This window comes from Catenulispora rubra (assembly GCF_015356825.1).
In the GTDB taxonomy this organism is placed as follows: domain Bacteria; phylum Actinomycetota; class Actinomycetes; order Streptomycetales; family Catenulisporaceae; genus Catenulispora; species Catenulispora rubra.
This window is the reverse complement of the sequence record NZ_JAACYW010000342.1, coordinates 1-11,680: the sequence shown is the minus strand read 5'-3', so window position 1 is coordinate 11,680 and position 11,680 is coordinate 1. Positions and strand designations below refer to the sequence as shown.

General features: G+C 70.8%; 11 protein-coding genes. 7 read left to right on the top strand and 4 right to left on the bottom strand.

From position 1 onward, the window contains the following. Positions 1 to 152: 152 nt before the first annotated feature. The 3 genes from GWK61_RS47635 to GWK61_RS47625 form a co-directional block, all read right to left on the bottom strand. Positions 153 to 1,667 carry an MFS transporter gene (locus GWK61_RS47635; RefSeq protein WP_194919850.1) on the bottom strand — a complete coding sequence of 505 codons (1,515 nt, stop codon included), beginning with the start codon at positions 1,665 to 1,667 and terminating at the stop codon, positions 153 to 155. A 107-nt stretch (positions 1,668 to 1,774) separates the two neighbouring features. Beyond that, positions 1,775 to 2,356, bottom strand: coding sequence for a TetR/AcrR family transcriptional regulator (locus tag GWK61_RS47630; RefSeq protein WP_194919848.1), 582 nt, complete (start codon positions 2,354 to 2,356; stop codon positions 1,775 to 1,777). Between the two features lie 169 nt (positions 2,357 to 2,525). Beyond that, entirely contained in the window at positions 2,526 to 3,374 is an 849-nt protein-coding gene (locus tag GWK61_RS47625; protein WP_194919846.1) for an LLM class flavin-dependent oxidoreductase, read from the bottom strand. 247 nt (positions 3,375 to 3,621) lie between these two features. Here GWK61_RS47625 and GWK61_RS47620 point away from each other — a divergent pair, with 247 nt between their 5' ends. Beyond that, positions 3,622 to 4,122 (top strand): hypothetical protein, encoded by a 501-nt coding sequence (locus GWK61_RS47620; protein WP_194919843.1) that lies wholly within the window; start codon positions 3,622 to 3,624, stop codon positions 4,120 to 4,122. Between the two features lie 85 nt (positions 4,123 to 4,207). Here GWK61_RS47620 and GWK61_RS47615 read toward each other — a convergent pair whose 3' ends face one another. Continuing rightward, positions 4,208 to 4,537 (bottom strand): VOC family protein, encoded by a 330-nt coding sequence (locus GWK61_RS47615; RefSeq protein WP_194919841.1) that lies wholly within the window; start codon positions 4,535 to 4,537, stop codon positions 4,208 to 4,210. 95 nt (positions 4,538 to 4,632) lie between these two features. Between GWK61_RS47615 and GWK61_RS47610 the strand changes: the two genes are divergently transcribed. From GWK61_RS47610 to GWK61_RS47585, 6 genes are all read left to right on the top strand, one after another. Beyond that, positions 4,633 to 5,076, top strand: a complete 444-nt coding sequence (locus GWK61_RS47610) for a helix-turn-helix transcriptional regulator (RefSeq protein WP_194919839.1) — start codon at positions 4,633 to 4,635, stop codon at positions 5,074 to 5,076. A 10-nt stretch (positions 5,077 to 5,086) separates the two neighbouring features. Then, positions 5,087 to 5,497, top strand: a complete 411-nt coding sequence (locus tag GWK61_RS47605; RefSeq protein WP_194919837.1) for a VOC family protein — start codon at positions 5,087 to 5,089, stop codon at positions 5,495 to 5,497. A gap of 52 nt (positions 5,498 to 5,549) precedes the next feature. Beyond that, positions 5,550 to 7,901 carry an ATP-binding cassette domain-containing protein gene (locus GWK61_RS47600; protein WP_194919835.1) on the top strand — a complete coding sequence of 784 codons (2,352 nt, stop codon included), beginning with the start codon at positions 5,550 to 5,552 and terminating at the stop codon, positions 7,899 to 7,901. A 214-nt stretch (positions 7,902 to 8,115) separates the two neighbouring features. Then, positions 8,116 to 9,162: an isopenicillin N synthase family dioxygenase gene (locus GWK61_RS47595; protein ID WP_194919833.1), complete on the top strand. Its 1,047-nt coding sequence runs from the start codon at positions 8,116 to 8,118 to the stop codon at positions 9,160 to 9,162. Positions 9,163 to 9,303: 141 nt separating this feature from the next. Next, a complete protein-coding gene (locus GWK61_RS47590; RefSeq protein ID WP_194919831.1) occupies positions 9,304 to 10,296 on the top strand; it encodes an LLM class flavin-dependent oxidoreductase in 993 nt (330 codons plus the stop codon). A gap of 139 nt (positions 10,297 to 10,435) precedes the next feature. Further along, positions 10,436 to 11,680 (top strand): glycoside hydrolase family 3 N-terminal domain-containing protein (locus GWK61_RS47585; protein WP_194919830.1); only part of this gene is annotated, 1,245 nt, incomplete at its 3' end.

Genomic DNA, 11,680 nt, shown 5'->3' with positions numbered 1-11,680 from the left:
CCCCCGACCATGCCTCCAACCACGCCCCGGACATGCCAGAGGCCCGGGTCGGCGGGAAACCTCCCGCCGTACCCGGGCCGTCCGATGGCCTCCTCAGGCCTTGGGCTTCATGCCCCGGGCTCGCGCCCGCAGCTCTCCAGCTTAGCCGGAAATCAGCCCATGTGGACGGCCCCGCCGGTCGGCAGGTCGTCCTTGCGCGCCTTGACCAGGGTGGCGACCACCAGGGTGGCCACACCGAGGATCGCGGCGCTCCAGATGAACGCGGTCACGTAGCCGTGGACCGCGGCGTGCGCGGCGAGCGAGGCCGCGTTCGCGGTCGGCGAGGCGTGCGAGGTGAAGTAGTTCGTCGTCGCGGTGGTCGCGAACGTCACCAGCATCGCCGTGCCCAGCGCGCCGCCGATCTGCTGCGTGGTGTTCACCAGCGCCGAGGCCACACCGGCGTCGTGGTCGGCGACGCCGATCAGCGAGGTCGAGGACAGCGGCACGAAGAACAGACCGATGCCGAAGGACATGACCAGCTCGGCCGGCACCACGTGGGTGGCGTAGGAGGTGTCCACGCCGATGAAGGTGAACAGCACCATGCCGACGGTGGCCAGGCCGAAGCCGACGCTCATCAGCAGCCGCGGGCCGATCTGCGGCAGGAACCGGGTGGCCACGCCGGCGCCGGCGACCACGCCGAAGGTGAACGGCAGGAACGCGAAGCCGGACTTCAGCGCCGAGTACCCGAGGATCTGCTGCATGTAGTAGGTCAGGAAGATGAAGACCCCGAACATGCCCACACCCATCAGCAGCGAACTGAGGAACGAGCCGCCGCGGTTGCGGTCCAGGATGACGCGCATCGGCAGCAGCGGGTGCGACGTGCGCAGCTCCCACAGCACGAAGCCGATCAGCAGCGCCACGCCGACGCCCAGCAGGCTCAGGGTGGTGGTCGAGCCCCAGCCGTCGGTGTTGGCCTTGTTGAAGCCGTAGACCAGGGCGGCCAGGCCGACGGCCGAGCTCAGCGCGCCGGGGATGTCGTACTTGGTGTTGCCGTGGGCCTTGCTCTCGGTCAGCACGCGGGCGGCCATGAACGCGGCGATGGCCGCGATCGGCACGTTCACCAGCAGCGTCCAGCGCCACGAGGCGTACTGGGTGAGCACGCCGCCCATGATCAGGCCGATGGCGGTGCCGCCGCCGGCGATGGCGCCGTAGACGCCGAACGCGCGGGCGCGCTCCTTCTCCTCGGTGAACGTGACGGTCAGCAGCGAAAGGGCCGCCGGGGCCATCAGCGCGCCGAACACGCCCTGCGCCGCGCGGGCGCTGAAGAGCATGGCCGCGTTGGTGGCCGCCCCGCCGACCGCGGAGGCCGCGGCGAACCCGAGCAGTCCGATGACGAAGGCCCGCTTGCGGCCGGTGTAGTCGGCGACCCGGCCGCCGAGCAGCAGCATGGAGCCGAAGGCCAGCGCGTAGGCGGTGATGACCCACTGCTTGTTGACGTCGGATATGTGCAGGGAGCGCTGCATCGTCGGCAGCGCGATGTTCACGATGGTCGCGTCCAGCACGATCATCAGCTGGGCGATCGCGATCACGACCAGGGCCGCCCAGCGGCGCGGGTTCAGCGCCGGGCTCTCCGCCTCGGTGCCGGCGCCCGCGCCGGTTGGCGACAGGTTTTCGGTGGTGGTTGACATGCGCTTCTTCTCGCTTTCGACGGGCGGCCGTTTCGGGCAGCACTCGATCGACGCGCGGCCCCCTCGAGTCGCGCGAGTCTTTGACAGAACAGGCTGGTCCGGCTCGCCTAGCGGCTTCGGGCCATCAGTGGAATGAGGATGTCGTCGGTCAGGTGGGTCAGGTACTCGTCGTCGACGGGCTCGCCGTTGACGAAGATCCGCATGAACAAGACCGCTGGGGCGACTTCGGGGAAGACGGTGGGGACGGTGTCGGCCGGCAACTCGCCGCGGGCGATCGCCCGGTCCAGCATCCGCTGGGTGACCTGCTGCTTGTCCTCGACCATCGAGGAGCGCACAGCGGCGGCCAGTTCCGGATCCTTCTGCAGGGCCGCCATCAGCCCGGCCATGAGCTGCCCGAGGTCCCCGGCCATGAGGTCGCGGATCCCGGTGAGCGTGGCCAGGATATCGCCGCGCAGCGTGCCGGTGTCGGCGTCCTTGGCCAGGTCGGCCTGCTCGTAGCACTGGATGGCGTCCACGACCAGCTCGGCTTTGCCGGGCCAGTGCCGGTAGAGGGTCGCCTTGCTGGCCTTGGCCCGGGACGCGACGGCGTCCAGCCGCAGCGCCTCGTAGCCGCACTCGGCCAGCAGGTCGAGGGTCGCGCCGAGGATGGCCTGCTCACGCTCGGGGTCGAGCTTGGGCCCGGCTTCCATGGCCGCTCCTTTCGGCTAGACGTTCTCAAGCTTGGTGTACGAAACCGTTTCGTACAGTAGCACGGTTCCGCCGCGAAACGAAACCGTTTCGTACACCTGGGGGCCGATCGGGTGGTGACGTTCGCCACACGGCCGAACGGCCTGGTCGTTGAGGGTTGTTGAGGGTCGCTCAGTTGATATCCGCCGCGATCTCAGCGGCCCACGCCAGCACGTCCGGCAGCGCCGCGGCGTCCACCGGCGCCCACAGCGAGCAGGAACCGACTCCGGCCTCGGACAGCCGGCCGAGTTCGTCGACGATGCTCTCGCGGCTCGGCTGGTCGCCGCCGAGGAGGCGTCCCGGGGACTTGCCCGACAACTCGAAGCCGGGCGGTAGCAGCATGGCGACGGTCGTCAGGGCGAGGGTGGCCGGGTCGCGGTCGGTGCTCTCGGCGAGTTCGGCGATGCGGGTGCCGGTGGCGGCGACGGTTTCCGGGTCGCCGGAGCCGTGCCAGGCCGCGCCGAATCGCAGGGCTCTGCGGAGGGCGGCGTCGCTGGCGCCGCCGATCCAGACCGGCGGGCCGTCGGGGGTGCGGGGCGGCATGCCGAGGGAGTGTTCTGATTCGCCGCGCCACAGGGCTCGCATGGCGGCCAGGCTGGCGTCGGTGCGCTTGCCGCGCTCTTCGAAGGGGGCGCCGACGGCTGCGAACTCGGCGCGGTCCCAGCCGGTGCCGACGCCCAGGACGAAGCGGCCGTCGCTGAGCGCGTCCAGGGTCGCGGCCTGGTGCGCGGCGACGAGCGGGTCGTAGAGCGAGGCGATCAGGATGCTGCTGGCGACGCGGACGCGGGAGGTGGCGCCGGCGACGGCGGACAGCAGGACCAGCGGGTCCGGGGACAGGCCGAGGTCGCCGGCGAGCAGGTGGTGGCCGGCGATGACGTGGTCGAAGCCGAGGTTCTCGATCAGGCGGGCGGTGTCCAGGACGTCGGCGAGGTCGGCGGCGGCGGTGGGCCACAGGCGGTGCGGCGCGAATCCGAGGTGCATGGAGAAAGCCTAGGCACGCGGCGGTGTCAGTGCGTTGATCGGAAGGCTCGCCACTTCCGCCCCGCCTGCCGGCCGACCGGGGTTCATCCCCCGCACGACATCCGCACGACCCCGTGGCTGGACACCGACACTCCCGCGCTCACCAGCCAGTTGACGTTGACGCGTCCCGTGGCCCGCCCTAGTTTGCGTCCTGCCTTCTCGCCGAACCGCCCCCCACCGTTTCAGCGCACTGATTCAGGAGGCCCACATGTCCCACTCCCCCACGACCCGCCGCTTTGCCGCGGCCGCCGTCGTCGCGCTCGGCGCGGCCCTCGTGCCGGCCCTGACCGCCACCGCCGCGACCGCGCAGGACCCCGTCGTCATCACGCCGAACACGTTCTTCGTCGGGCTGGTCAACGGCAAGACCGCGGACGCGGTCGTGACCGTCGTGTGCCCCGGCCCGGTCAGCTCGACCTCGGTCGGGCATCCGATCGCGGGCCAGACCGCGGAGGTGCGCAGCATCCTGCCGCCGGTCACCCCGGTCGGGTACACCGGTAGCCAGGGCCGGGAGATCCTCGCCGGCTTCACCTCACCGTCGGCGGCCAACCAGAGCATCGTGTTCAGCGCGTACTACGCGCCGGCCGCGATCCCCACGACGTGGCTGGTGCCGTGCGGCGGTTCCGGGGTGATGACGTTCGTGCCGGAGCCGACGAGCCCGACCGCGCGGAGTTACACCGTGACCGTCACGTTCGTGAACATCGCCGTGTGAGCAACGGCGGCGGCGCCCGCCCGGAACTCCCGGGAGGGCGCCGCCGCCACGCGCATCGGACCTACTTATCGGCCTGCTTGTCGGCCTACTTGCCGCGCAGCCCGATCGTGTTGCCGTCCTTGTCGAGCAGCACGCACACCCGCGCCTCCGGAGCCACCTGCTGCGGCGCGTCCCGCTCGGTGGCGCCGGCCGAGAGCAGCGTCTCCCGCGTGCCGTCCAGGTCGTCCACGTCGATGTAGGCCACGGGACCGCCCTGGACGTTCCCCGGCGCCAGCGCCACCTCGAAGCCGTCGACGTTGTAGCCGACGTAGTAGGGCGTGTCGGTGTGCGGGACGCCGAACAGCGCGGTGTACAGCGCCTTGGCGGCTTCGAGGTCGGAGACGGGGATCACCTGGCTGCGGATCGCTGTGGTCATGACAGGAAGCTACCCGCGCTGCGGGGCGTGCGGCGGGAATGCCGTCCGTCCAGGTGAAGCGGCACTTGTCAGCCCGCTCCCCTACCATCGGACCCATGGCCGCGCCCGCGACGCCCGACCAGCGCCTCGCCGACCTCGCGCGCCTGCGCCGCGTGCGCGACCGCATCGACCGCGAGTACGCGCAGCCGCTGAACGTCGAGGCGCTGGCGCGCGGGGTGCACATGTCGGCGGGGCACCTGAGCCGCGAGTTCAAGGCGGCCTACGGCGAGTCGCCGTACTCCTACCTCATGACGCGCCGCATCGAGCGGGCCATGGCGATGCTGCGGCGCGGCGACATGACGGTCACCGAGGTGTGCTTCGCCGTCGGGTGCTCGTCGTTGGGGACCTTCAGCACCCGGTTCGCGGAACTGCTCGGGATGCCGCCGAGCGAGTACAAGCGGGCCGCCGCCTTCGCGACGGCGGGGCTGCCGTCATGCGTGGCCACGCGGGTCAGCCGACCGGTCAGGATTCGAGAAGCCCGGGTCGGGGCGCTCACCTAGGGTGAAGGCCATGGACCTCACCATTCACGCGAGCTTTCTGCCGCACACCGATCCCGACGAGTCGCTGGCCTTCTACCGGGACGTCCTGGGCTTCGAGGTGCGCAACGACGTCGGCTTCAACGGCCTGCGCTGGATCACCGTCGGGCCGGCCGGGCAGCCGGGGACGTCGATCGTGCTCTACCCGCCGAGCGGGGACCCGGGGGTGACCGCGGCGGAGCGGCAGACTGTGGCCGAGATGATGGCCAAGGGCACGTACGCTGTGGTCCTGCTGGCCACCAGCGATGTGGACGGCACGTTCGACCGCATGCAGGGGCACGACGCGGAGGTCGTGCAGGAGCCCACGGACCAGCCGTACGGGGTGCGGGACTGCGCGTTCCGGGACCCGGCCGGGAACCTGATCCGGATCCAGCAGCAGAAGTAGCTCGCAGAAGCTCACAGAAGCTCACAGATCGGCCGAAACGAGGAGACGCAGCATGCACGCCGCCGACAGCCACGACCTCATCCGCGTCCACGGCGCGCGCGTGAACAACCTCAAAGACGTCAGCATCGAGCTGCCCAAGCGCCGGCTGACCGTCTTCACCGGCGTCTCCGGCTCCGGCAAGAGCTCGCTCGTCTTCGGCACCATCGCCGCGGAGTCCCAGCGCCTGATCAACGAGACCTACAGCGCGTTCGTCCAGGGCTTCATGCCCACGCAGGCGCGGCCGGAGGTGGACGTCCTCGACGGGCTGACCACCGCGATCATCGTCGACCAGCAGCGCATGGGCGGCGACCCGCGCTCCACGGTCGGCACCGCGACCGACGCCAACGCGATGCTGCGGATCCTGTTCAGCCGCCTGGGCAAGCCGCACATCGGCTCGGCGAAGGCGTTCTCCTTCAACACCGCCTCGATCAGCGGCGCGGGCGCCGTCACGATGGAGAAGGGCGGCCAGACCGTCAAGGAGCGCCGCAGCTTCAGCATCGTCGGCGGCATGTGCCCGCGCTGCGAGGGCCGCGGCACGGTCAGCGACATCGACCTGGCCGAGCTCTATGACGAGGACAGGTCGATCAACGACGGCGCGATCACCGTGCCCGGCTACTCCGGCGGCGGCTGGAGCTCGCGGCTGTACGCCGAGTCGGGCTTCTTCGACCCGGACAAGCCGGTCAAGAAGTTCACCAAGAAGGAGCTGCACGACTTCCTGCACCGGGAGCCGACGCGGATGAAGATCGCGGGCATCAACATGACCTACGAGGGTCTGATCCCGCGCATCCAGAAGTCGATGCTGTCCAAGGAGCGGGAGTCGCTGCAGCCGCACATCCGGGCGTTCGTGGACCGGGCGGTCACGTTCACCACCTGCCCGGACTGCGACGGGACGCGGCTGTCGGCCGGCGCGCGGTCCTCGAAGATCGAGGGGATCAGCATCGCGGACGCCTGCGAGATGCAGATCAGCGACCTGGCCGAGTGGGTGCGGAAGCTGAGCGAGCCGTCGGTCGCCCCGCTGTTGGAGGCGTTGTCGCAGACCCTTGACTCGTTCGTCGAGATCGGGCTGGGCTACCTGTCCCTGTCGCGGTCCTCCGGCACGCTGTCCGGCGGGGAGGCGCAGCGGGTGAAGATGATCCGGCACCTCGGCTCGTCGCTGACCGACGTCACCTACGTCTTCGACGAGCCCACGGTCGGCCTGCACCCGCACGACATCCAGCGGATGAACGAACTGCTGCTGCGGCTGCGCGACAAGGGCAACACGGTCCTGGTCGTGGAGCACAAGCCGGAGATGATCGCGATCGCCGACCACGTGGTCGACCTCGGGCCGGGCGCCGGGTCCGGCGGCGGCGCGGTGTGCTTCGAGGGCACGATCGAGGGGCTGCGGGGCAGCGACACCGTCACCGGACGGCACCTGGACGACCGGGCCGCGCTGAAGAAGCAGACGCGCGAGGCCGAGGGCGCGCTGGAGATCCGCGGGGCCTCGGCCAACAACCTGCAGGACGTGGACGTCGACATCCCGCTCGGCGTGCTGGTGGTCGTCACCGGGGTCGCCGGCTCCGGCAAGAGCTCGCTGATCCACAGCTCGATGCCCAAGCGGGACGGCGTCGTGTCCATCGACCAGAGCCCGATCCGCGGTTCGCGGCGCAGCAATCCGGCCACGTACACCGGGCTGCTGGAGCCGATCCGCAAGGCGTTCGCCAAGGCCAACAATGTGAAGCCGGCGCTGTTCAGCGCCAACTCCGAGGGCGCCTGCCCGACGTGCAACGGCGCCGGGGTCGTCTACACCGACCTGGCGATGATGGCCGGGGTCGCGACGGTCTGCGAGGAGTGCGAGGGCAAGCGCTACCAGGCCGAGGTGCTGAAGTACCACTTCGGCGGCCGCGATATCGCCGAGGTGCTGGCGATGTCGGTGGACGAGGCCGAGGCGTTCTTCGCCGACGGCGGGGCGAAGCTGCCGGCCGCACACAAGGTGTTGGCGCGGCTGTCCGACGTCGGCCTGGGCTACCTGAGCCTGGGCCAGCCGCTGACCACGCTGTCCGGCGGCGAGCGCCAGCGGCTGAAGCTGGCCACGGCGATGGCCGACGACGGCGGCGTGTACGTGCTCGACGAGCCGACCTCGGGGCTGCACCTGGCCGATGTGGAGCAGCTGCTGGGGCTGCTGGACCGGTTGGTGGAGGCCGGGAAGTCGGTGATCGTCGTCGAGCACCACCAGGCGGTGATGGCGCACGCGGACTGGATCGTGGACCTGGGGCCGGGGGCCGGGCACGACGGCGGCCGGATCGTGTTCGAGGGGACGCCTGCGGAGCTGGTGAAGAAGAAGTCCACGCTGACCGGGCAGCATCTGGCGCGGTACGTGGGGGCGTGAGGCGCCTCAGCACGCAAAAACGCGCCACCCGAGATCATGTTCCCGAAGGAACGGTCGGCGACGGATTCCGCTCCTGGGCTTTCGCCTGGTTAGCACGAGCCGAAGCTCTCAGGCCTGATCAGACGACCGAAATCGTCCGATACTGCCCTACCTTAGGGACGTTATAGTTACGAAGTATCCGTTTCCTACGCACCGGGAGGCGCTGGAACGGAGTATGCCAGATCATGCCGGTGCAGGTGGAGCGTATTACCGTGGAGAGGTGACGCAGCAACTGCCGGTGATCGACCTGTCGCTGGCCGGCGGGTCCGCCGAGGAGCGGGGCAGGCTGCACCAAGCGCTGCGAACGGCGGCCACCGACGTCGGCTTCTTCCAGCTCGTCGGGCACGGCGTCACCGAGACCGAGACCACCGCACTGGGTGACGCGATGCGTTCGTTCTTCGCGCTGCCGAAGGCCGACCGGCTGGCGGTCAGCAACCTCAACTCGCCGCATTTCCGCGGCTACACGAGCACCGGCGACGAGCAGACCGCGGGTGCCCGGGACTGGCGTGACCAGATGGACATCGGGCTGGAGCTGCCGCCGCGCGTGCCGGGGGCCGGGGAGCCGGCGTACTGGTGGTTACAGGGTCCCAACCAGTGGCCGGCCGCGCTGCCCCAATTGCGGACGGCGACGCTGGGGTGGATCGACAAGCTCAGCGCAGTCTCGCAGCGGCTGCTGCACGAGCTGCTGGCCTCGATCGGCGCGCGGCCGGACTTCTATGACGACGCCTTCGCCGGGCATCCGCACCTGCGGCTGAAGCTGGTGCGCTATCCCGGTACCGCGCCGGACGGCACCGCTCAGGGCGTCGGCACGCACAAGGACTACGGCTTCATCACGCTGCTGCTGCAGGACTCGGTCGGCGGGCTCCAGGTGGCGCGGCCGGACGGATCGTTCCTGGACGTGCCGCCGATGCCGGGGGCGTTCGTGGTGAACCTCGGGGAGCTGCTGGAGGTGGCCACCGACGGGTATCTGAAGGCGACGAGCCACCGCGTCGTGAGCCCGGCCGGGGCGCGGGAGCGGTTCTCGGTGCCTTTCTTCTACAACCCGCGGCTGGACGCGCACATCGAGCCGCTGGAGTTCCCGCACGCGCACCACGCGCCCGGGGCCGACGACGACCCGTCGAACCCGCTGTACGCGGAGTTCGGGCGCAACGAGCTGAAGGGGTACCTGCGGGCGCATCCGGAGGTGACGAAGAAGTTCCACGCGGATCTGGCGACGGCGTAGCCGCTGTTGAGCGCGGCGGGGAATGCCCCTTCAGCAGGGGGCGTTGACCGTCAGCGGATGGATGCAAGATCGCACCGACGCTGACCGCACGGAGCGCCGCGCGCTACCGCGTGCCCGCGTGCTCCGGGAGACGAGGGTTCCATGAAGTATTCGTTGCTCGACGTCGCCGCGGTCGCCCCGGGCGAGCATCCGGGCGAGGCCCTGCACGGCGCGGTGCCGCTGGCGCTGGCCGCCGAGCGCGGGGGCTACGAGCGCGTCTGGTACGCCGAGCACCACAACATGCCGGCCATCGCCTCCGCGGCCACCAGCGTGCTGATCGCGCACGTCGCGGCGAACACCGGGCACATCCGGCTGGGGGCTGGCGGCGTGATGCTGCCGAACCACTCGCCGCTGGTCATCGCCGAGCAGTTCGGGACCCTCGCGGCGCTGCACCCGGGCCGGATCGACCTGGGGCTGGGGCGCGCGCCGGGCTCGGACCAGGCCACGATGCGGGCGCTGCGGCGGAACGGGGAGTCGGCGGACGCCTTCCCGCAGGACGTGCTGGAGCTGCAGGGCTTCCTGACCGGCGAAACGCGGATCCCCGGGGTTCGGGCCACGCCGGGCGACGGGTCGAACGTGCCGCTGTACATCCTGGGCTCATCGCTGTTCGGGGCGCAGCTGGCCGCCGCGCTGGGGCTGCCGTACGCGTTCGCCTCGCACTTCGCGCCGGACGCGCTGGCCACGGCCACCGAGATCTACCGCGCGGAGTACCGGCCGAGCCCGGGGAACCCGGAGCCGTACCTGATCGTGGCGGCGAACCTGATCGCGGCCGACACCGAGGAGGAGGCCGAGGTCCAGTACCAGGCCGCGCTGCGGTGGCGGGCCAAGCGGTTCCTGCTGCGCGCGGACGCCGAGCTCAGCGACGCTGAGCTGGACCAGCTGCTGGCCACGCCGGCCGGGGAGCACGTGCGGGGCATGATGCGGGTCACCGCCGCCGGGACGCCGGAGCAGGCCGCGGAGTACCTGGAGCGGCTGGCGAAGCAGACCGTCGCGGACGAGGTGATCCTGGCTCCGGCCTCGCCGCAGCGGGCACAGCGGATCCGGGCGGTGGAGCTGATGCCGGCGCCGAGTCGGCAGGCTGTGAAGGCTTCTTAGGGGCGGTCGGCGAGGGACGTCGGGGGCTCTTGGGCGGCTGTTCCTCCGCTGGGCTGATTCGGCAGTCGTGAATGCCGCGACGCACCGAAACAGCCCAGTCGGCTGGCATCTCGGGGCGGCATTGGCCAAGGTGGAGTCCATGGCTGAAGCTGGGATGCGGAGCGGACGGCGCAAGAGGACCGGCGGCGTGGCGGCGGTGACGCTGGTGGCGGCGGTGGGGCTGCTGAGCGGGGCGTGCTCCAGCGGCGGGTCGAAGTCGGCGGCGAACGGGAGTTCGAGTTCTTCGTCGTCGACGCCTTCTTCGACGTCGTCTTCGAGTTCCACGCCGAGTAGTTCGTCGTCTTCGTCTTCTTCCTCGTCCTCGTCGTCCTCGTCGTCGAGCTCGTCGTCCTCCGCGCCGCCGACGACGCCGTCCAGCTCCTCGGCCGCGTCGGGCAACCTGACGCTCCAGCAGCAGGCCGGGCAGCGGGTCATCTACTCCTACCAGGGCCTGACGCCGCCGCAGCACCTGCTGACCCTGATCCGGCAGGGCGACGTGGGCGGCGTCATCTTCTTCGGCGGCAACATCTCCAGCGAGTCGCAGATCACCGGCGTCATCAGCGAGCTGCGCCAGGCGCAGGCGGCCAGCCCGGTGCACCTGCCGCTGCTGCTGATGACGGACCAGGAGGGCGGCATCGTCAAGCGGCTGCCGGGGCAGCCGTACATCTCGGCCAAGCAGGTCGGCCAGAGCTCGAACCCGGTCGGCGCCGCGACCACCGCGGGCACCGAGGCGGCGCAGAACATGTCGGGCGTCGGGATGAACCTGAACCTGGCGCCGGTACTGGACGTCTCGCGCACCCCCGGCGACTTCATCGACGCCGCCCAGCGCTCCTTCGGCGAGAACCCGAACTCGGTCTCCCAGCTGGCCTCGGCGTTCCTGACCGCGCAGCAGAACAGCGGCGTGGCAGCCACCGCGAAGCACTTCCCGGGCCTGGGCTCGGCGCCGAACGGCGCGAACACCGACGAGCGCCCGGTGACGCTGACGGTGTCGCTGGACAACCTGCGCACCATCGACGAGCTGCCGTACGCGGCGGCGGTGCAGAACGGCGTGAAGCTGGTGATGCTGTCCTGGGCCGTGTACACGAACCTGGACGCGAACCACCCGGCCGGCATGTCCTCGACGATCGTGCAGCAGGAGCTGCGCGGCCGCGTCGGGTTCAAGGGCGTGACGATCACCGACGCCCTGGAAGCCGGCGCGCTCCAGGCCTACGGCAGCGCCGCGAACCGCGCGCTGTCGGCGGCCGAGGCGGGCATGGACCTGCTGCTGTGCTCCTCGGGCGACCCGGCGCAGGGCGACGCGGCGGCCGCGGCGATCGTGAACGGGGTGAACAGCGGGGCGCTGAGC

Excerpts from the sequence above, each read along its gene's own strand:
- GWK61_RS47635 (WP_194919850.1), bottom strand. The coding sequence starts at position 1,667 with ATGTCAACCACCACCGAAAACCTGTCGCCAACCGGCGCGGGCGCCGGC.
- GWK61_RS47630 (WP_194919848.1), bottom strand. The coding sequence starts at position 2,356 with ATGGAAGCCGGGCCCAAGCTCGACCCCGAGCGTGAGCAGGCCATCCTC.
- GWK61_RS47625 (WP_194919846.1), bottom strand. The coding sequence starts at position 3,374 with ATGCACCTCGGATTCGCGCCGCACCGCCTGTGGCCCACCGCCGCCGCC.
- GWK61_RS47620 (WP_194919843.1), top strand. The coding sequence starts at position 3,622 with ATGTCCCACTCCCCCACGACCCGCCGCTTTGCCGCGGCCGCCGTCGTC.
- GWK61_RS47615 (WP_194919841.1), bottom strand. The coding sequence starts at position 4,537 with ATGACCACAGCGATCCGCAGCCAGGTGATCCCCGTCTCCGACCTCGAA.
- GWK61_RS47610 (WP_194919839.1), top strand. The coding sequence starts at position 4,633 with ATGGCCGCGCCCGCGACGCCCGACCAGCGCCTCGCCGACCTCGCGCGC.
- GWK61_RS47605 (WP_194919837.1), top strand. The coding sequence starts at position 5,087 with ATGGACCTCACCATTCACGCGAGCTTTCTGCCGCACACCGATCCCGAC.
- GWK61_RS47600 (WP_194919835.1), top strand. The coding sequence starts at position 5,550 with ATGCACGCCGCCGACAGCCACGACCTCATCCGCGTCCACGGCGCGCGC.
- GWK61_RS47595 (WP_194919833.1), top strand. The coding sequence starts at position 8,116 with ATGCCAGATCATGCCGGTGCAGGTGGAGCGTATTACCGTGGAGAGGTG.
- GWK61_RS47590 (WP_194919831.1), top strand. The coding sequence starts at position 9,304 with ATGAAGTATTCGTTGCTCGACGTCGCCGCGGTCGCCCCGGGCGAGCAT.